Annotated in this window: 13 protein-coding genes; all 13 read left to right on the plus strand. The window is 66.5% G+C overall.

Annotated features, from left to right (window positions below; translation table 11 throughout):
- Nucleotides 1-12: 12 nt before the first annotated feature.
- Genes DIE17_RS03465 through DIE17_RS03525 form a run of 13 tightly spaced genes read left to right on the plus strand, consistent with a single transcriptional unit; the run spans nt 13 to nt 20,777 of the window.
- The gene (locus DIE17_RS03465; RefSeq protein WP_124920676.1) at nt 13-2,205 is read left to right on the plus strand and encodes a serine/threonine-protein kinase; all 2,193 of its coding nucleotides are present in this window, start codon (nt 13-15) and stop codon (nt 2,203-2,205) included.
- Nucleotides 2,192-3,316, plus strand: a complete 1,125-nt coding sequence (tssA, locus tag DIE17_RS03470) for a type VI secretion system protein TssA (RefSeq protein WP_124920677.1) — start codon at nt 2,192-2,194, stop codon at nt 3,314-3,316. Before DIE17_RS03465 ends, tssA begins: the two co-directional genes overlap by 14 nt.
- 59 nt (nt 3,317-3,375) lie before the next feature.
- A complete protein-coding gene (tssB, locus tag DIE17_RS03475) occupies nt 3,376-3,930 on the plus strand; it encodes a type VI secretion system contractile sheath small subunit (protein WP_124645680.1) in 555 nt (184 codons plus the stop codon).
- Complete coding sequence (gene tssC / locus DIE17_RS03480; RefSeq protein WP_059690091.1) at nt 3,923-5,440, plus strand: type VI secretion system contractile sheath large subunit; 1,518 nt, start codon at nt 3,923-3,925, stop codon at nt 5,438-5,440. The genes tssB and tssC overlap by 8 nt, the downstream gene beginning before the upstream one ends.
- A gap of 59 nt (nt 5,441-5,499) precedes the next feature.
- Complete coding sequence (locus DIE17_RS03485) at nt 5,500-5,991, plus strand: type VI secretion system tube protein Hcp (RefSeq protein WP_059525502.1); 492 nt, start codon at nt 5,500-5,502, stop codon at nt 5,989-5,991.
- A 16-nt stretch (nt 5,992-6,007) separates the two neighbouring features.
- Nucleotides 6,008-6,556, plus strand: a complete 549-nt coding sequence (gene tssE, locus DIE17_RS03490; RefSeq protein ID WP_124645676.1) for a type VI secretion system baseplate subunit TssE — start codon at nt 6,008-6,010, stop codon at nt 6,554-6,556.
- A gap of 4 nt (nt 6,557-6,560) precedes the next feature.
- Complete coding sequence (tssF, locus tag DIE17_RS03495; RefSeq protein ID WP_124920678.1) at nt 6,561-8,432, plus strand: type VI secretion system baseplate subunit TssF; 1,872 nt, start codon at nt 6,561-6,563, stop codon at nt 8,430-8,432.
- Nucleotides 8,429-9,562 carry a type VI secretion system baseplate subunit TssG gene (tssG, locus tag DIE17_RS03500; RefSeq protein ID WP_124920679.1) on the plus strand — a complete coding sequence of 378 codons (1,134 nt, stop codon included), beginning with the start codon at nt 8,429-8,431 and terminating at the stop codon, nt 9,560-9,562. Before tssF ends, tssG begins: the two co-directional genes overlap by 4 nt.
- Nucleotides 9,563-9,574: 12 nt before the next feature.
- Entirely contained in the window at nt 9,575-12,247 is a 2,673-nt protein-coding gene (gene tssH / locus DIE17_RS03505) for a type VI secretion system ATPase TssH (protein WP_124920680.1), read from the plus strand.
- Nucleotides 12,244-14,448 carry a type VI secretion system tip protein VgrG gene (gene tssI, locus DIE17_RS03510; protein ID WP_124920681.1) on the plus strand — a complete coding sequence of 735 codons (2,205 nt, stop codon included), beginning with the start codon at nt 12,244-12,246 and terminating at the stop codon, nt 14,446-14,448. Before tssH ends, tssI begins: the two co-directional genes overlap by 4 nt.
- A 15-nt stretch (nt 14,449-14,463) precedes the next feature.
- A complete protein-coding gene (locus tag DIE17_RS03515; protein ID WP_124645669.1) occupies nt 14,464-15,729 on the plus strand; it encodes a hypothetical protein in 1,266 nt (421 codons plus the stop codon).
- A gap of 12 nt (nt 15,730-15,741) precedes the next feature.
- Nucleotides 15,742-20,232, plus strand: coding sequence for an RHS repeat-associated core domain-containing protein (locus DIE17_RS03520; RefSeq protein ID WP_124920682.1), 4,491 nt, complete (start codon nt 15,742-15,744; stop codon nt 20,230-20,232).
- Nucleotides 20,232-20,777, plus strand: coding sequence for a hypothetical protein (locus DIE17_RS03525; protein WP_124645666.1), 546 nt, complete (start codon nt 20,232-20,234; stop codon nt 20,775-20,777). The genes DIE17_RS03520 and DIE17_RS03525 overlap by 1 nt, the downstream gene beginning before the upstream one ends.
- The last annotated feature ends 575 nt before the right edge of the window (nt 20,778-21,352 follow it).

Below are 21,352 nucleotides of genomic sequence, written 5' to 3' on the forward strand. Positions count from 1 at the left end.
CGCGAGGTAGACATGAAGGACCCTTCATCGAGAGACAACGAGCACGACACGGCGACCCGCGGCGACGCACCCGAATTCACGGTGCGGCCGCTGCCGCTCGGTCATCGCCTGGGCGAGCTGCAGCTCGACGAGGTGCTGGGCATCGGTGGTTTCGGCATCGTCTATCGTGCGTTCGACCGCACGTTGCGGCGCGCGGTCGCGATCAAGGAATACATGCCGTCGATGCTCGCGACGCGCGGCGGCGACTACACGGTGTCGCTGCGCTCCGAGCGGTTCGCCCAGGCGTTCGACGCGGGACGCGGCGCGTTCCTCAACGAGGCGCGCCTGCTCGCGCAATTCGACCATCCGGGGCTCGTGAAGGTGCTGCACTTCTGGGAGAGCCACGGCACCGCATACATGGTGATGCCGTTCTACGAGGGGCGCACGCTCAAGCAGCTGCTCGACGGCGGTGTGCGGATGAGCGAGACGCAATTGCGCAACATCGTCGGCGCGCTGCTCGGCGCGCTCGACACGCTGCATCGCGCGCAGTGCTTCCATCGCGACGTCGCGCTCGACAACGTGCTGATCCGCCCGAACGGCAGCGCGATCCTGCTCGACTTCGGCGCGGCGCGCAAGCGGATCGGCGATCTCGTCGACGACGGCGCGATGATGATCAAGCCCGGCTACGCGCCGATCGAGCAATACACCGACGACCCCGCTTTCAGCCAGGGGCCGTGGACCGATCTCTACGCGCTCGGCGCGGTGATGCACGCGTTGATCACCGGTGAACTGCCGCCTGCGGCCGTCGTGCGCAGCATCAAGGACACGTACCGGCCGCTCGCGTCGCGCGAATTGCCGGCCGGCGAGGTGTACAGCCCGGCGTTCCTCGCGGCGATCGATCATGCGTTGCAGTTGCGGATCCCGGATCGGCCGGAGTCGGTCGCGGCGTTCGCGGCGGAACTCGGGTTGCGCGATCTCGACCGGCCGGGCGGCGGGTATGGTGCGGCCGTTGTGTCGCCGGCGGCCGATGCCGGGGGCGGCAGAGCAGGGAAGGTTGCTTCCGGCGTTTCGGGTGCGGCTGCGGGAGCGCTGGCTTCACAGGCGTCGTCCGCGTCTTCAACTGCTTCGTCATCCGTATCGCAGGCGTTGTCGCCCTGCGCGAAAACGGGGCTGTCCGATGGACGTGAAGACGATGAGGAGCATGCAAAGGAAGCGTCGCACGACGACCGGTCGGCTTCGAGGACCGAAATGCATGGCGATGCCGGCATGCGATCGGCAAGCGCCGGGGCGGACAGTGGGCAAGGCCGTGCAACGGATACAGGGAACCTGAACGGAACGGCACCGCCGATTGCTGGCGCTGCTGGCGCTGCTGGCGCTGCTGGCGCTGCTGGCGCTGCTGGCGCCTCCACATCCACGCCCTCGCCGGGCGCAGCGCCTCCGATCCACCCGCCGCGCCGCCCATCGTTCATCGCGGCGGGCAACCGGCGCACGAAGACCTACGTGGGTGGCGCGCTGGCAGCGCTGATCGTCGTTGGCATCGCCGCGACCTATCTGTCGCGTCCCGCGAAAGTCGCGGGCGAACCGGAAGCCGGCGCAAGCCAGCCGCCGGCCGGCGTCGCGTCCTCGGCCGGCGCGTCGGATGCGATGCTCGCGCAGCGTGGCCCGACGCCGATCGTCGTGCCGCCGTCGAGCATGCCGGGCGGATCCTCCGCGCAGGTGCCGCCGCCATCGCCGGCCAGCACGCCCGCCGCGGTGGCTGCCGTTTCCGCGCCGCAGGTCGCGACGACCGCCACGGACATCGCCGGCGTCACGCCGTCACAAGCGGGTTCGAGCGCGACCATCGCGCCGGCCGGCAGCCTCGACGCATCGGAGCGCGTCGTCAACGTGCCGCCGTCGGAGGCTGCTGCGTCGCCGTCGGCCGCACCGGTGCCCGCGCCGGCGTCGCCATCGGAAGCGGCGACAGCCGTCGCGGCGATCAACGCGCCGGCCGTCGAGCAGCGCCCGCCGAAACAGGAGACCGTCCAGGTCCGTTTCAATGTGCGTCCGTGGGGCGACGTGTACGTGAACGGCGCACGGCGCGGCGCGAGCCCGCCGCTGCGCTCGGTGTCGCTGACACCGGGCGTCTATCAGATCGAGATCCGCAACGGCTCGCTGCCGCCGTTGCACCGCACCGTGGCGATCGACTTCGGCAGCAAACCGGTCAACATCGACTATGCATTCGAATGACGTCAGCCAGGCGGCGCCGGCCGCCGCCGCATTGTCCTCGCCGTCGCCCGGTTTGCCGGCCGCGACGCCGCGCGCCGGGTTGATCGGCCGGTTGCTGGCGGCGGTCTCGCCCGAAGCCCCGTGCGGTCCGAACCTCGAATACGACGCCGACTACCTGCAGCTTCAGGCGCGGGCGACACCGCGCGCCGAGCAGCAATACGGCGACACCGTGATTCCGGCCGAGACGCCCGACTGGCGCGCGGTCGAGCGCCTCGCACTCGCGCTGGGCGAGCGGACGAAGGACTTGCGTGTCGCCGCGTATCTCGCGCGCAGCTGGACCGAGCAGCACGGCATTCCGGGCTACGCGGACGGGCTCGCGGTCGTCGCCGGCCTGATCGAGCGCTGGTGGGACGACCTGCATCCGCGCCTCGACGCCGATGGCGAACCGGATCCGACATTGCGAATGAACGCGCTGGCCGATGTCGCCGGCGCGCACGAATGCGCGCGCGCGGCGCGGCGCCAGCCGCTGTTCGATGGCGGCCCGAGCGTGCGCGACGCCGAACGCGCGCTCGACGGCCGCGACGATACGGGCGACCCGGCCGCAGGCAGCCGCGACGGCCTGGTCGCCGCGCTGTCGACCGCACGCGACGACGGCCGCGCGCCGATCGACGCGGTGCGCGCGGTGCTGGGTGCGCTGGATGCGATCCGCACGCACGTCACGGACCGGCTCGGCAGCGAATGGTCGCCCGATGCGAGCGACACGGAAAAGGCGTTGCAACGCATCGTGCGCGAAATGCCGGAGCCGGCACCGCTGCAAGCGGCACGGCCGGCGGACGGTTCGATTCCGGCAACGCCGGCCGCATCCGGCGCCGCGCACGCCGCGTCCGCGCCGGCCGCGTTGCCGCACGGAGAGGCCTGGCGCGATGCCGAGGTCGCGAGCCGCGACGACGTGCGGCTCGGCCTCGACAAGATGTGCCGCTATTTCGAACTGCACGAGCCGAGCCACCCGGCGCCGCTGCTGCTGCGGCGCGCGCAGCGGCTGCTCGCGCTCGACTTCTACGAAATCATCCGGGACCTCGCTCCGGAGAGCCTGCCGAAGCTGGACCTGCTGAGCGGCGAGCGGAGCGAATGAGGCAAGCCGCCCGGCGGCGGCGACGTACACGCAATCTGATCGATGTGAAGGAGCGGACGATGACGGACAGAACCAAGGCGGCAGGCAGCGGACAGAAGTTCATCGCGCGCAATCGGGCGCCGCGCGTGCAGATCGAGTACGACGTCGAGACCTACGGCGCCGAGCGCAAGGTGCAGCTGCCGTTCGTGATGGGCGTCATCGCGGACCTGGCGGGCAGGCGTGCCGAGCCGCTGCCGGATTTGCCGGAGCGCAAGTTCCTCGAGATCGACGTCGACAACTTCGACGAGCGGATGAAGTCGGTCGCGCCGCGCGTCGCGTTCCAGGTGCCCAACACGCTGACGGGCGAAGGGATGCTCAACGTCGACATGACGTTCGAGCAGATCGACGATTTCTCGCCGGCGGCGATCGCGCGCAACGTCGACGCGCTGCGCCGGCTGCTGGAGGCGCGCACCGAGCTGTCGAACCTGCTGTCGTACATGGACGGCAAGCACGGCGCCGAGCAGCTGATCGAGCGCGCGATCAACGATCCCGACCTGCTGAAGACGCTCGTGCGCGAACCGCGCGCCGACGCGCAGGCCGGCGACGCGACCCAACCGGAGGCCCGCGATGAATGACCCCGTCCAGTCCCGCGCAGAAACTCGCAACACCCGCGACGCCGCGCAGCCGGCCGTCGCGCACGGCGAGTTCGCCGCGCTGCTGCAGAAGGAGTTCAAGCCGAAGACCGCCGAGGCGCGCGAGTCGGTCGAGCGCGCAGTGCGCACGCTCGCGCAGCAGGCGCTCGAACATACGGTCGGCATGACGACCGACGCATACGGCAGCGTGAAGCAGATCATTGCGGAGATCGACCGGAAGCTGTCCGAACAGATCAACCAGATCCTGCATCACGACGAATTCCAGACGCTCGAAGGCGCATGGCGCGGCCTGCATTACCTCGTCACGCACACCGAGACCGACGAGCTGCTGAAGATCAAGGCCTTGCCGGCGTCGCGCAACGAGGTCGCGCGGATGCTCAAGCGCTACAAGGGCGTCGCGTGGGACCAGAGCCCGCTGTTCCGCAAGATCTACGAGGAGGAATACGGGCAGTTCGGCGGCGAGCCGTTCGGCTGCCTAGTCGGCGACTTCTACTTCAATCACAGCCCGCCGGACGTCGAGATGCTCGGCGAGCTGTCGAAGATCGCGGCGGCCGCGCACGCGCCGTTCATCGCGGGCGCGTCGCCGGAACTGATGCAGATGGATTCGTGGCAGGAGCTGTCGAATCCGCGCGACCTCACCAAGATCTTCCAGAACACCGAATACGCGGGCTGGCGCAGCCTGCGACAGTCGGAGGATTCGCGCTACGTCGGCCTCGCGATGCCGCGTTTTCTCGCGCGGCTGCCGTATGGCGCACGCACCAATCCGGTCGACGAATTCGACTTCGAGGAAGACACCGACGCCGCGAATCACGACCGCTACACGTGGGCGAACTCGGCTTACGCGATGGCCGCGAACATCAACCGCTCGTTCAAGCTGTACGGCTGGTGCTCGTCGATTCGCGGCGTCGAGTCGGGCGGGGCCGTCGAAGGGCTGCCGAGCCACACGTTCCCGACCGACGACGGCGGCGTCGACCAGAAATGCCCGACCGAGATCGCGATCAGCGACCGCCGCGAGGCCGAGCTCGCGAAGAACGGCTTCATGCCGTTCGTGCACCGGAAGAACTCGGATTTCGCGGCGTTCATCGGCGCGCAGTCGCTGTACCAGCCGGCCGAATATCACGACCCGGACGCGACCGCGAACGCGCGGTTGTCCGGCCGCCTGCCTTATCTGTTCGCGTGCTGCCGCTTCGCGCACTACCTGAAATGCATCGTGCGCGACAAGATCGGCTCGTTCCGCGAGCGCGACGACATGGAGCGCTGGCTCAACGACTGGATCATGAACTACGTCGACGGCGACCCCGTGAACTCGTCCCAGGAAACCAAGGCGCGCAAGCCGCTGGCCGCCGCGCAGGTGGTCGTCGACGAGGTCGAGGACAACCCCGGCTACTACACGTCGAAATTCTTCCTGCGACCGCATTACCAGCTCGAAGGGCTCACCGTGTCGCTGCGGCTCATCTCGCGCCTGCCATCGGCGAAGGCGGCGAACGAGTGAGCGGCACGCGGCATTCGATACGGCATTCAACCTGATTTCGCACCGAAACGGAGACGGCAATGGGCGTGGCAATGTTTATGAAGGTGGACGGCGTGACCGGCGAATCGGCGGACGCGCAGCACAAGGGCTGGACCGACATCGAATCGTTCACGTGGGGCGCGAGCCAGCCGGGCGCGATGGCGAGCGGCAGCGGCGGCAACGCGGGCAAGGCGAGTTTCAACGATCTCGTCGTCGCTGCGTACATGGACAAGGGCGCGCCGGCGATCGTCAAGAACTGCGCGAGCGGCAAGCACTTGCCGAAGGTCGAGATCTCCGCGTGCAAGACCGGCGGCACGCAGGTCGAGTTCATGCGCGTGACGCTGCAGGAAGTGCTCGTCACGTCCGCGCAGGTCGCGGGCATCGACCCTGGCGACGCGGCCGACCGGCTGATGATGCACTACGGCTTCCAGGCCGCGAAGGTGAAGAAGCAGTACTGGCAGCAGAACGACAACGGCGGCAAGGGCGCCGAGGTGTCGGTCGGCTGGAACATCAAGGAAAACACCGAGATGTGACGGTGGAGCGATGACGATGGACGACCCGCAAGCCGGCGCCGGCCGGCACGCCGGTGTGCGCGACCGGCTGCAGCCCGCGCTGCTCGACCGGCTGACCGACGACGCGCCGCAGCGCACGGCCGATCCGCCCGGCACGCAAGGGATCGGCGCCGAGCGCCTGCGCGCGGCCGTGCTGCGCGATCTCGCGTGGCTGCTCAATACGCGCAACGCCGAGGACGGCTTCGTCGACTGGGCCGCGTTCGCGCATGCGCAGGCCTCGGTGCTCAACTACGGGATGCGGCCGCTCGTCGGCAAGCCGATGTCGGGCGTCGAGCGGATGTCGGTCGAGGCGTCGATCCGCGACGCGATCGTGCGCTTCGAGCCGCGCATCGCGCCGGACAGCGTCGAGGTCCGCAGCGTCGCCGATGCATCGGACGGGCGCGCCGGCGAACGGCGTCACAACGTGCTGCTGTTCGAGATTCGCGGCACGCTGTGGTCGATCCCGCATCCGGTCGAATTCGTGCTGCGCTCCGACCTCGATCTCGAGACGGGCGCGATGTCGCTGCGGCCGGCTGCGGGAAACTGACACGATGGATACGCGCCTGCTCGACTACTACAACCGCGAACTCGCATACCTGCGCGAGCTCGGCGACGAATTCGCGCAGCAGTTTCCGAAGGTCGCCGCGCGGCTGCGGCTCACCGAATCGGGGCCGCCCGATCCGTACGTCGAACGGCTGCTCGAAGGCTTCAGCTTCCTCACCGCGCGCGTGCAGCTGAAGATGGATGCCGAATTTCCGCGCTTCACGCAGGCGCTGCTGGACGCCGTGTATCCGGGCTATCTGGCGCCGTTGCCGTCGATGGCGATCGTTCGGTTCGCGCCGATGCCGAACGAAGGCAGCCTCGCGCAGGGCTGGCGGCTTCCCGCCGGCACCGCGCTGCGCGCGCGGGCCGCCGCGTCCGAGCAGACCGCGTGCGAATTCCGTACCGCGCACGACCTGACGCTGTGGCCGCTCGAGCTGACCGATGCGGCCGTCACCGGCGCGCCGTCGTGGCTGCCGCGCGGCGCCGTGCCGGCACGCCAGGACGTGCGCGGCGCGCTGCGCATCCGGCTCAAGGCGCGCGGCGGCGCCAGGCTGTCGCAACTGCCGCTCGAGCGGCTGACCTTTCATCTCGCGGGCCCGGAACGCGACGCGCTGCACCTGCTCGAACTGATCGCCGCGCACGCGCTCGGCGCCGTCTGCCACGACCCGGGGCAGCCGCCGAGGTGGCTGCACACGCTCGACGCCGATGCGATCGTCCATGAGGGCTTCGATCCGGCGCAGGCGATCCTGCCCGACGACGGGCGCAGCTTCCACGGCTACCGGCTGCTGCGAGAGTATTTCGCGTTTCCGGCGCGCTTCCTGTTCTTCAGCATCGGCGGGCTGCGCGCCGCGCTCGCGCGCGCCACCGGCGACGAATGCGAGCTGACCGTGCTGTTCGATCGCCACGACGCCGCGCTCGAGGCGGCCGTCGATGCGCGGCATCTGGCGCTGAACTGCACACCGGCCGTGAACCTGTTCGCACGTCGCGGCGACCGCATCCTGTTGCAGCCGGGCGCGCGCGAGCATCATGTCGTCGTCGACCGCAGCCGGCCGCTCGATCACGAGGTCTATGCCGTGCAGCGGCTTGCGAGCGAGCAGCGCGACGATGGCCGGTCGCGCGAATTCCGGCCGTTCCATGCGTCGTTCGCGCGCGACGACGGCAACTACGGCGCGTACTACACGGTGCGGCGCGAGCCTCGGCTGGTGTCCGAGCAGGCACGCGCGAACGGCACGCGCACCGGCTACGTCGGCAGCGAAACCTACGTGTCGCTCGTCGACAGCCAGTGCGCGCCGTACGACGAGACGATGCGCTACCTGTCCGTCGACACGCTGTGCACGAACCGCGATCTCGCGCTGCTGCCGCCGCCGGGCGACGCGAACGCATTCACGCTGCGCATCTCGGCGCCCGTCGAACGCATCGTCGCGATTCGCGGCCCGTCGCGGCCGCGCCCGCCGATCGCCGACGCACAGACGGCCTGGCGGCTCGTTCGCCATCTCGGGCTCGCCCGCCAGACGCTGACCGATCTCGACGACGACGAGGGCGCGCATGCGCTGCGCGAGCTGCTCGGCCTGCACGCCGACCCGGCCGATGCCGCGATGCGCCGGCAGATCGACGGCGTGCGGCGCGTCGCGTTCTCGCCGGTGTTCCGGCGGCTGCCGGCGCTCGGCCCGCTGATGTTCGGACGTGGCGTTCAGGTCGACGTGACCGTCGACGATCATGCGTTCTCCGGCGACAGCCCGTTCCTGCTCGGCGCGGTGCTCGAACAGTTCTTCGCGCGGCATGTTTCGATCAATGCGTTCGCCGAATGCGTGCTGACCAGCGTGCAGCGCGGCACGCTCGCGCACTGGCCTGCGCGCATCGGTAGACGGCCCGCGATATGAAACACGGCACGCCACCCGGCGCTCGATCGGCCGTCGAATCCGCCCGCCGCGATGCGTGGTGGGCGCAACTACGCGCCGCGCCGCACGGTTACGACCTGTTCCAGGCGTTGCGCTGGCTCGACGCGCTGTCGTCAGGCCGCGCACCGCTCGGCCATGCCGCGCGGCCGCGCGACGAACCGGTGCGGCTCGGGCAACGGCCGTCGCTTGCGTTCGCGGCGTCGATGGTGGCCGGCGGATACGACGGATACGACGGGGACGGCGGCGCCACGCGGCCGCGCATCGCGATCCACGGTTTCGGATTGTTCGGACCGAACGGTCCGCTGCCGACCCACCTGACCGAATACGCGCACGAGCGCGCGGCCCAGCACGACGACCCGACCTTCGCCGCGTTCGCGGACCTGTTTCATCACCGGCTGATCCTGCTGTTCTACCGCGCATGGGCCGACGCGCAACCGACGGTGAGCCTCGATCGTCCCGGGCGTGCACGGTTCGACGCGTATGTCGCGAGCCTCATCGGGCGCACCGCGCATGACGACAGGCCGGCCGCGCAGGCCGATGCGGAACGCACGGCCGCCGACACGCTCGCGCCGCATGCGCTTTATTTCCACGCGGGTCATCTCGTGCGGCACACGCGCAACCCGGAAGGGCTCGTGCAGATCCTGCGACGCCATTTCGGCGTCGACGCGCGCATCGTCGAGCACGTGCCGCGCTGGGTCGCGATCGAGCGCTCGCAGCGCTGCGTGATCCGTGCGACGCGGCCGACCCTGCGCGTCGGCGGCGTCGCGCTCGGCATCGCGGTGCGCGACGCGCAGTCCCATTTCCGGATCGTGCTCGGGCCGCTATCGCTCGACGCGTACCGGCGCTTCCTGCCGGGCGGCCCGCACGCGCGGCAGCTCGCGCACTGGGTGCGCGAATACGTCGGCATCGAGTTCGACTGGGACGTCCAGCTCGAACTGGCGGCCGACGCGGTGCCCGCGATCGCACTCGGCGTGCCGCAGGGCCTCGGCCGTACCGCGTGGCTCGGGCAACGGCTCGACGCGGGGCCCGCGCGCGATCTCATCGTCCGTTACGACGCGCGCCGTGGCGGCCCGCCGCGCACCGGCGCCGCTCCTCATCGCGAAACCGCCTAAACGGGAACCGTCATGTCCGATATCGGCCGCGTCAACCTGTTCGGAAAGCTCGACCCGCTCCTCTACGAGACGCTCGAGCAGGCGACCGGATTCTGCCGGCTGCGCGGCAATCCGTACGTGGAACTCGCGCACTGGTTCAAGCAGCTCCTGCAGCGGCCCGACGGCGACCTGCAGCGCGTGCTGCGCCGGTTCGAGATCGACGAGGCCGCGATCGAGCGCGGCCTCGTCGCGTCGCTCGATCGGCTGCCGCGTGGCGCGGGATCGGTGTCGGACCTGTCCGTGCACATCGACGACGCGGTCGAGCGTGCGTGGGTCTATGCGACCTTGAAATACGACGCGACGCGGATTCGCGGCGCGGTCCTGCTGCTCGCGATCCTGAAGACGCCGCAGTTGCGCGGCGTGTTGTACGCGATCGCACGCGAGTTCGAGCGCATCGTGCCCGACGTGCTCGCCGACGAACTCGCATCGATCGTCGACGGTTCGCCCGAGGCGCAACCGGCTGCGCGTGGCGACTCGGGCCTTGGCGCCGGCGCCGACGCCGCCGCGATGCGCGGTGTGCCAGCCGCGGAAGGCTCGGCCCTGGCGCGCTTCGCCGTCGACCTGACCGCCCGAGCGCGGGCAGGCGAGATCGACCCCGTCGTCGGGCGCGACGCGGAGATCCGCCAGATCGTCGACATCCTGCTGCGGCGCCGGCAGAACAACCCGCTGCTGGTCGGCGAGGCCGGCGTCGGCAAGACCGCTGTCGCGGAAGGCTTTGCGCTGCGCATCGCCGCCGGCGACGTGCCGCCGTCTCTGCGAGATGTCGCGCTGTGCCTGCTCGACATCGGGCTGCTGCAGGCCGGCGCGAGCGTGAAGGGTGAATTCGAGAGCCGCCTGCGCGGCGTGATCGACGAAGCGATGTCGTCCGAGCGGCCGACGATCCTTTTCATCGACGAAGTCCATACGCTCGTCGGCGCGGGCGGGGCGGCCGGCACCGGCGACGCCGCCAACCTGCTGAAACCGGCGCTCGCGCGCGGCCTGCTGCGCACCATCGGCGCGACCACCTGGTCCGAGTACAAGCAGTACATCGAGAAGGATCCCGCGCTGACGCGGCGCTTCCAGCTCGTGCATGTTCTCGAACCCGAAGAAGCCGCCGCCGTGACGATGCTGCGCGGCCTCGCCGCGGAGCTCGAAGCCCACCACCGCGTGCTGATGCTCGACGATGCGCTGCAGGCCGCCGTGACGTTGTCGCACCGGTATATTCCCGCGCGGCAGTTGCCGGACAAGGCGATCAGCCTGCTCGACACGGCCTGCGCGCGCGTCGCCGTCAGCCAGCACGCGGTGCCCGCTCCGATCGAGGACGCGCGCCGACGCATCGACGGCCTGCGCGTCGAGCGGGAACGGATCGCGCGCGAGTGCGCGCTCGGCAGCGGCGACACCGCGCGGCGCGACGCGATCGATGCCGAGCTTGCCGCCGTGCAGGCGGAACTCGATCGGCTCGATACGCGCTGGCAAGCCGAGCGCGACGCATTGGCCTCGATCGTCGAATCGCGCGCCGCGCTGCTCGACGACGCGCCGTCGCGCGCGCTCACCAGCGACGCACGCGCCGATGCCCTGTCGCGCCTCACAGCCGCGCAGCAGGCGCTGGCCGAGATGCAAGGCGACGCACCGCTCGTGCTGCCCGCCGTCGACACGCATGCGGTCGCCGCCGTCGTCGCCGACTGGACCGGCATCCCGCTCGGCCGGATGGTGCGCGACGAGACGCAGGCCGTGCTCAAGCTCGCCGAAACGCTCGGCGAACGTGTCGTCGGCCAGCACCATGCGGTCGAACTGATCGCCCAACGGATTCAGACCGCACGTGCGAAGCTCGACGACCCGACCAAACCGCATGGCGTGTTCCTGCTGTGCGGGCCGTCCGGCGTCGGCAAGACCGAGACCGCGCTCGCGCTGGCCGACACGCTGTATGGCGGCGAGCGCAACGCGATCACGATCAACATGAGCGAGTTCCAGGAGGCGCACACGGTATCGACGCTGAAGGGCGCGCCGCCCGGCTACGTCGGCTACGGGCAGGGCGGGGTGCTCACCGAGGCCGTGCGCCGGCGGCCGTACAGCGTCGTGCTGCTCGACGAGATCGAGAAGGCGCACCGCGACGTGCACGAGATGTTCTTCCAGGTGTTCGACAAGGGCTGGATGGAAGATGGCGAAGGGCGCGACATCGACTTCCGGCATACCGTGATTTTGCTGACATCCAACGTCGGCGCCGAGCGCGTGATGCAGCTGTGCCGCGACCCCGACCATCTGCCCGACATGCAGGCGCTCGCCGATGCGCTGCGCGCGCCGCTGCTCGACGTGTTCCCCGCCGCGCTGCTCGGCCGGCTGACCGTCGTGCCGTACTACCCGCTGACCGATGCGACGCTCGCGCGCATCGTCGAGTTGCAGTTGCGGCGCTTCGAGAAGCGGATCGATCTGCATCACGGCATCCGGCTGCGCTGCACCGATTCGGCGACCGCGCTGATCGTCGAGCGCTGCCGGACGATCGAATCCGGCGGCCGCATGGTCGACGCGATCCTCACGCATACCGTGATGCCGCGCATCGGCCGCGCGATCCTCGAGGCCACGCTCGAAGGCCGCGCGCTGGCTTCGATCGAGGTGAGCGCGGCCGGCGGCGAATTCGCTTACCGGTTCGACGAGGAGGGAACGACGTGAATCGCGTATTCACACTCGACAGCCCGCACGGCGACGACCTGAAATTCCATGCGCTCGACGGCAGCGACGAACTCGGCCGCCTGTTCGAATTCCGGATCGACGCGCTGGCGGACAGCCATAGCCTGTCGCTGAAGGACATGCTCGGCAAGCCCGTGACCGTGCGGATCGAGCAGCAGGACCTGTCGACGCGTTACTTGAACGGCATCGTCGCGCGCGCGACGCTCTGCGGCCGGCGCGCCGAGCGGCACTATGGCTACGAACTGGTCGTGCGGCCATGGCTGTGGCTCGCGACGCGCCGCTCCGATTGCCGAATTTTCCAGAATCGCACCGTGCCCGACATCGTGCAGGAAGTGCTCGCGCCCTACGGCTTCCCCATCGAGAACAAGCTGACCGATGCGTACGTGCCGCGCGAGTTCTGCGTGCAGTACAACGAGACCGACACCGCGTTCGTGACGCGATTGATGGAGTTCGAGGGCATCTATTTTTATTTCCGGCACGCGGCCGACAGTCATACGCTCGTGCTGTGCGATGCGATGTCGTCGCACGTCGCGTTGCCCGGTTACGAAACGATCCCGTACATCGCGCAGGATCGCACCGCGATCGCCGACGAGGAACGCGTCGACGGCTGGCTGCCCGCGCAGGAGGTGAGCGTCGGCAAGCATCAGACCGCCGACTACGACTATATGAAGCCGCGTGCGGATCTCTCGTCGCAGAAGGTCGATCCGCGTGGGCATGATCACGACAGTTTTGCGTCGTTCGAATGGCCGGGCGGGTATCGCGACGATGCGCCTGGTGCGCATTACAGCCGCGTGAGACTCGAGGAGCAGCAGGCCGAGCATGAGCGGGCGAGTGCGGATACCGACGTGCGCGGTGCCGCGCCCGGGTATCTGTTCACGCTTGCGCATTGCCCGCGTGCCGATCAGAACCGCGAGTACCTGATCGTGCGGTGTCGATACCGTTTCCAGGAGAACGCGTATGCGAGCGATCAGGGCGCGGAGGCTGTCGTGCATCGAACGACGATGCTCGTGCAGCCGTCGAGCCTGCCTTATCGATCGCCGCGTGAAACGCCGCGCCCGCGGACGAACGGGCCGCAGACGGCGACCGTTGTCGGACCGCCCGGCGAGGAGATCTGGACCGACCAGTACGGGCGCGTGAAGCTGCAGTTTCGCTGGGATCGGTATGGGCAGAGCAACCAGGATTCGTCGTGCTGGGTGCGCGTGTCGAGCCCTTGGGCGGGCGGTGGATTCGGTGGCGTGCAGATCCCGCGCGTCGGCGATGAGGTCGTTGTCGATTTTCTCAATGGTGATCCGGATGAGCCGATCGTGACGGGGCGGGTTTACAACGGCGAGAAGATGCCACCGTGGGGGTTACCGGGCAGTGCGACGCAGAGCGGGTTGCTGTCGCGCTCGTCGCCCGGCGGGACAACCGACCATGCGAACGCGTTCCGGTTCGAGGACAAGAAGGGCGCCGAGCAACTGTGGATGCACGCTGAGCGCAATTTCGATGCGGAGACGGAGGTCGATCATTCGCTGTCCGTCGGGAACAACCACACGCATACGGTCGGAAACGACGAGACGATGCAGGTGAAGAACAACCGGCAACGGAGTGTCGGGCAGGACGAGACGGTGAATATCGGCAAGAACCGGGTCGCGCAGATCGGGGTGGATGAGACGCATGGGGTGGGGGGGAATCGCACGCGAACGGTCGGCAAGAACGAAACCGTGACGATCGCCGCGAATCGCGACGCGACCATTGGTGGAATACATACCGAGACGGTTGCGAAAGCCAAGACTGAAACGATCGGCGAAGGCAAGACGCTGAACGTCGGACAGATGTATCAAACGACTTCGCAAGACATGAAGACGCTGGTTGCGTCGTCGCATACCGAGGAAATCGGTGCACGTACATCGACGATTGCGAACGCCCATACGCACACGGTCGGCGGCGAACACACCGTCAACGTCGGCGCGAACCAGACGACGAACGTGCAGCATCAGGTCACCGTCAACGCCGGCGATCAGCTTTCGCTCGTCTGCGGGATGTCGAGCATCGTGATGAAGCGCGACGGCACGATCACGATCCAGGGCGTCAACGTCGCATCGACCGGCTCCCAAAGCCATAGCGTGCGCGGAACGACGGTCACGTCGTCGGCCACGGGCGAGCACACGGTCGAAGGCACGGTCCTGAAACTGAATCCATAACGGAGGCTCGCACGAATGCAGAACTGGCAGCCAACCAATCCGGTGGAACGCAGGTTCATGGATGCGCACACGGACTGGATGCGTTTTGCGAAGGATCGCGATGCGCGATTGATGATCTGGCAGACCGACGAGAAGGATGCGGAGCTCGTGCGGCTGTATTTCCAGGTTCAGGACGAGACGTCGTGTGCGGTAAGGACGATGAGGGCGTCGTTCGTGAGCGAAGCCGGTTATGCGTCGGCGCTGACGGATGAGCTCATCGCTTTCTACGACAGCCGGCGCGACGCATCCGCCGCGCAGGGCGTGCGTGCGGATTGGCAAGCGCCGTATGACGATGGCAAGCACCCGGTGCTGTATCTCCTCACGGTTGCCGACAGCCTGATGCAGCACCATCCGGAAGTTTTTCCGGCGATGGTGTTCGTGCTGGAGCCGGCGCACGTGCGGGATGACGCGGCATGGGTGCGATGGATGGACGGCTTGTTGTCGGTCATCGGCGCCGCACCGAAGCTGGGCGAACGCGTGCGCTTCGTCGTGCCGCGTACCGGGATCGCGTCGTTCGCAGCACTGATGCTGCGGTATCCGGCCACAGTGCGAGTCGTACAAGGCAAGTACGCGATGGCGAGCGTGCCGCGTGAGTTGCTCGCGGAATCGGGCGAGCGCGGATCAAGCGGCGAATTCCGCCGACTGTTCGTCGCGATGAGCGAGACCGTCGAAGGCGGCAATCCCGCGCGCCTGGAGGAACTCCGCGCGGCTGCGCTGCAGGTGGCCGAGCGCGAAAAGTGGTTCGACCAGTGTGTCGTCGTGCATTTGATTGCCGGTGCCGCGTATCTGAAATGGCGCAATCGCGAGCAGGCCGTCGACGCGTATCGCCATGCAGCCGAAAGCGGGGCGCATGCGGTGAACACCGGCCATCCGGCCGGCCACAAGCTCGTCGCCAACGGCTTGTTCGGCGAGGCGAGCGTGCACCTGACGTACAACGATCATGCGCACGCCGCCTACTGCTACGAACGGGCAGCCGCATCGACGACCGCGGCGCAGGATACGCTGATGACGGTCGAAGCGTGGCGCATGAGCGCCATATGTTGGGAGCGCGCAGGGGAGCGTGAGCATGCGCTGGAAGCCGGCTTCAACGCACTCGATGCGGGATTGGCGCTGGATGACTCGACGCGCGTCAACAGCAACCTGCAGTTCGTCGTCGAGTGGATCGCGTCGCAGGTCGGGGCGTTCGACCGGCGCCGCGCCGAACTCGGCGAGAAAGTCGCCGCGTTGCGCGGTGCCCGCTGATCGGAGACACGCATGGCGCTGCCGGCGGTCAAGCATCTCGATCCGGTCGTCGGCGTCGACTTGCATTCAGTCATGGTCACGCCGAGCCCGACGCCCGTGTTCCTGCCGCACCCCCATATCGGGTTCATGCTGGATCTGCGCGAGTATGTGAACGCCGCGCTGGGCGTGATCGGTGCAATCGCCTTCACGATCGTCGAAGAAAAAGCCGTCGAGTATCTCGAGGATCATCCGGACGACGTGAAGCAACTCGGCGACACAGTCAACGCCGCCTCCAACGAAGCCAAAAAGCTCGGAAGCAATCCGACCGTCGCACACGTACTGAAGGGCGCGACCATGGCCGCCGACATCGCGAATGCGGCGGGCGCGGGCGTCGGGATGGGCAGCATAGCCGGCCGGCCGATCTTCGTGAACGGGATGCTGCGCGCGACAGCGGGCACGCACGCGTTTCATGTGCCGTCGCTGCATTTTCCGCTGGGCGCATCGTTCGCGCCGCCCGATCCGGACCCATCGAACGACGCGGAAGCGTACATGGGCAGCAAGACCGTGCTCGCGAACAACGATCCGATGGCTTTCCTGGCGCTGCCTGCGATGAGCTGCTGGGCGGTCGGGCTGGAACCGCCAACGCATAACGGCGCCCATACGAAGCGCGAGCATCTGTCGCTGCCGACGTCGTTCATGCTGCCGATTCCGACCGGACGCCCCGTGCTGGTGGGCGGGCCGCCGATCGTCAACATGGCGGCGCTTGCGAAGGGGCTGTTCAAGGCGTTTCGCGGGTCGGAGTGGGCGAAGTCGCTGGCAGACAAGCTGAATTTGAAACCGGGGTTTTTGAGGTGCACCGTACTGAAGGCGGAGCCGGTCGACGCGACCACCGGAGAGGTCGTCGTTCAGCAGAGCGATTTCACTGTGTCGGGGCGTCTGCCGTTCGAGTGGGACCGGTGCTATGCGAGCCATGAGCGATACGTGAGCGCGGTCGGCGTTGGCTGGCTGACGCCGGCCGACATCCGACTCGAACTGATACGGCACGAGCATGGCGTCGGCGCGGCGGCGTATTTTACGGATTACGCGACGGCGTTCGACACGCTGCCTGACGAGGCGGGGTGGCAGGCCCGTGTGTACGACTGGCAGCATGGGTACGCCCTATACCGCCGAGGCGCACACCTGGTGCTGCGAACGACCGCCGGAATCGAGTACGCGTTCGTGTTGTCGCCCGACCGTCAGGTTCAGTGGTGCGCAATGGCAAGTGAGCCCGACGAGCGTGCCGGGCTGGTCGCGCCGGTCGATCGCATGGCCGATCTCAACGGCAACGCATGGATTTTCGAGCGTGAGCCGGACGGCAGCCTCATACGCCTGGTCGAATGCACGCGTGACGGTCCAACGAAGCGCGTCATCGAGTGCGGCCGGGGCCATCCGCCGCACGCCGCACGGCTGACGTCATTGACCCTGATCGATGCGGATGGCCGCGTGCATCCGCTCGCACGTTACGAGCACGATCACGAGGGAAACCTGGTCGCCGCAATTGATGCGATGACACAACCGCATCGTTTCGAGTACGCCAGCGACCATCGCATGGTGCGTCATGCCAGCGCGCGCGGCGTGTCGTTTTACTACAGCTACCTGAAGCACGACGACGGCGTCTGGCGCGCGGATCGTGCGTGGGGAGACGAGGGCGTCCTCGACTATCGCTTCGTCTACGATCGCGAGCGAATGGAAACGCGGGTCACCGATTCGCTGGGCCACACCACCGTCTTGCAGCTCAACGCGCGCGGCATGCCCGTGGCCGAAACCGATCCGCTGGGTGGGGTGACGACCTATCGATACGATGCACAATCCAGAGCGAGCGCGCGCATCGATGCAGCCGGCCGCGCGACGACCTGGGAATACGATGCGTACGGCAATCTGCAGGCGCAGACACTGCCGGACGGCAGCGCCTTGCGCAACGAGTACGACGATGATCTCCGGCTCGTTTGCGTGACGGCGCCGGGCGGCAGGGTGTGGCGCTATGAATGGGATGCGTGCGGCAACTTGCTCGCTCAGACGACGCCGGCGCAGGCAACCTCGCGGTACGCCTACGATGCGTGCGGACAGCTCATTGCGCATGTCGGGCCACGCGGCGGAGTGACCCGGTTCGAATACGATCGCGACGGCAATCCGTCGACACGCTGCGATGCGCTCGGCCGCTATACGCAGTACGTCCATGACTCGCGCGGCAATCTGATTCAAGCCGTGAACGCCCTCGGCCAGACGAGCCGTTACGAATACGACCGCAACGGCAATCTTCTTCGTGCCATCGAGCCGGGCGGACTGGAGATCCACTGCATCTACGATGCAGATGGCAATCTGACGCGCTATCGCGACCCGCTCGGACATGTGACACAGCTCGAGTATTCGGCGCTCGGGCATGTCAGCAAACGACTGACGGCCGACGGAAATGCCGTCGAGTACCTGTACGACACCGAAGCGCAACTGGTCTGCGTCGTCGACGAGCGCGGCAGGCGCTACGAACTGCAACGCGATGCGATGGGGCGGATCGTCGAAGAAGTCGACTACTACGGGCAGTCGCGCCAGTATGGCTATGACTTGCAGGGCCGGCTACTGCGCAGTATCGACCCGCTTGGACAGGCAATCGTCTACCGGACCGACGCACTTGGGCGCATCGTGCAAAAGCAGGTGCCCGACTCGCGACAGCCTGACGGGTTTCGCATCGAAACGCTCACGTACGATGGCGGCGGAAATCTCGTCATCGCGGAGAATCCGGATAGCCGCGTCGAACTCACCTATGACCTGGCGGGACGCGTCGTCGAAGAAAAGCAGGGCGATGATTTCACGATTGCCAACGTGTACGACGAATCGGGAAACCGAATCGAACGCACGACCCGGCTGCTCGCCGGGACGGCCGTGCTCAGTCATACCGTCCGGTACGCGTACAACGAGCTGGATGAAGTCACGACGATACAGATCGGCGACGAAGCGCCGATAACGCTGGAGCGCGACGAACTCGGACAGATCCGCGTCGAGCATCTAGGCACGGCGTTACGCCGCGAGTTGTCGTACGGCATAGACGGGCGACCGGCGAGACAAACGTTGTTGAACGGTACCGGTGTGCTGTTCGCAAGCGAATATACGTACGACGCAAATGGCAACATGCTCGAAAAGCGTGACGCTCGCCTCGGTGTCGAGCGCTTCGAGTACGATCCTGTAGGACGACTGACGCATCACGTCGACCCGACCAGCGGGCTGCAACGCTATTTGTTCGATCCGGCTGGCGACCTGCTGAAAACGCCGCCGCACGCGAGTCACGAACGACACGCGCAGACGCGCGAAGGTAGCTATGCCGGCTGCCACTACACGTTCGACTTATCCGGAAATCTCGTGCGCAGGCGGGACGCCACGCAGGATCTGCTGCTGCACTGGGACAGCGACGGGTTATTGATCGAAACCGAGGCAAGACGCATTGCGATCGATGGCGAATCGAACACGCGTACGCGCTACACCTACGATGCGCTTCACCGGCGGATCGGGAAGGTGTCGCATACGCAGTTCGGCGGAAGGCCGGCTTCGCGACAGCATTCCCCTTCGAAACGGCGTTCACGTGTCAGCCGCTTTTTTTGGGACGGGGACGCGCTGGCGCGGGAGTTCGTGGTCGATGGCACCGGACCGGACGTCAGGGACCTAACGGGATCCATCGACACGCAAGACGTGAACGATCAAGAATGGATCTACTACCCTGAAACGTTTTGTCCCCTGGCGTTGTTGAAGCATCGGCACGACGCGAGCTTCGATGGGGGAGACAGACAGCATCTCTTCTATCAAACCGATCCGAACGGATCGCCGGTTCGCATCGTCGACGCGCGCGGGCAGGTGAGGTGGGAAGCGTCGTATACGGCCTGGGGCGGATGCCGCGCGATCGACACGTATGCCGGATTCCGTCAGCCCCTTCGTCTTCAGGGGCAATATTTCGACGACGAGTCGGGGCTGCACTATAATCGCTATCGCTATTACGATTCACTCGCCGGAACATACATCTCACCGGATCCGCTCGGTTTTCGGGCCGGAGAGAATATATACGGCATCGCTCCGAATGTTTTCGATTGGATCGATCCGCTGGGGTTGAAGCGGAAGAGTTCGCGGAACTGGAAAGCCTTGAAGTGGATGCCGACCAAAACAGGGCATCAACGCCAACACATTATTCCGCACTCGCTTCGCAACCACCCCATATTCCTGGCATCGGGCGCCAATATCGATGCCCCATCCAACTTGATGTATATGCCCAAGCATTGGTCGCGCGCGACCGATCCACATCAACTGATCGGGCTGCATCGAGGATGGACGAAGAAGCACAAGGAGTACAACGAAATGGTCGAAATTTATCTGGATGATCTCGAGGAATTGGCGCACCAGTCAGGCTGGGACCGCCAGACCATCAGGCAGGAGATATACGGGCTTCAAAGTGAGCTGCGGCGAGGTAGCCGTGACGGCAGGTTCACCTGTGCGAAATTCAAATAATGAATATTTACTCGATACGAACGACGGTGCAATCCGAGTTTGCCATCGTGGATTTCTCCCGAGACCCGAAGGGCATCTCGAATTATTTTATACATGGCCGTGGAGATTTGCGCGATCTGAGCATTCCGTTAAAGGCCGTCGCACAGAGCGGATATACGAAATCCAATATCCAGGCGACCGACTATATCGCGGCCTCCATTCGAGTTCCCATTTTTTCGACTCGATTCCAGGACGTTCTTGGGGAGACGTTTTCGGGAGAGCTGGAATTCGTCCCCTGTGTAATCGCGTGCGATGGGCAACCATTCCAGTTTAGTGCCGGCCGGATATTGCGGTCGCTGCCGCTGATCGACACCGAAAAATCGCAATATCGAAAGCTTGCGTCGGGGGCGTCTCTGCTATTGCGTGCTGTCTACCGGCCGGAGATCGAATCCAAATTCTTCATCTGCAGGGACAACGACAGTCATGGCCGATTCGTCGTGTCGGAAGCGTTCAAGACGCTTTGCGAAGCGCACGATTTCAGTATCGAATTCGGCTCGCCTGTCTGATGTTGATCGAAGATCGAAGGCAGGTGACCGGCATCGCTTTTCGCACGTGGGAGCAAGGGGTGGCTTGTCGACATGCCGGACTCGTGCCCGATGCGTGTACACGCAGGAGCGCGGCGTATCGAAAACCGCACAAACTGGCTCCGCCGATTCGTTCCGGCAGATCTGATCGATTACCTCGTCCGCTCGATGCCTTCCGACATCGCGCACACTCTCGCCAAATCTGTGTCCGGATTCGCTAGACCGCTACAGGATTCGAACGCCATTCGCGACGCAAAAGTGAATGCACGCGCTTTACTTTGCGAGCGCGAATAGTTGCCGACGAGCTAACATGGCAGGAATCGTTAAGATGGTTGAACTGGCTAGACCGACTACTTCTTTACCCCCGACGGCTATCCGGATGGCATCCGGGCGCTCAAAGGCGCATGTCCTACCCATGCGCCTGTCTTGAAGTTCAGTTGAATCATCTGAAACGAAACATTATAGGGTCTGACCATTCAATGTCGTAGCCATTTCAAGATGTCGTGGCGCCAGCTAAATAGAAATGTCCGGTTTTGAGGTTGGGGTTAGGGTTGGTT

This window comes from Burkholderia sp. Bp9099, from assembly GCF_003857805.1.
Lineage (GTDB): Bacteria > Pseudomonadota > Gammaproteobacteria > Burkholderiales > Burkholderiaceae > Burkholderia.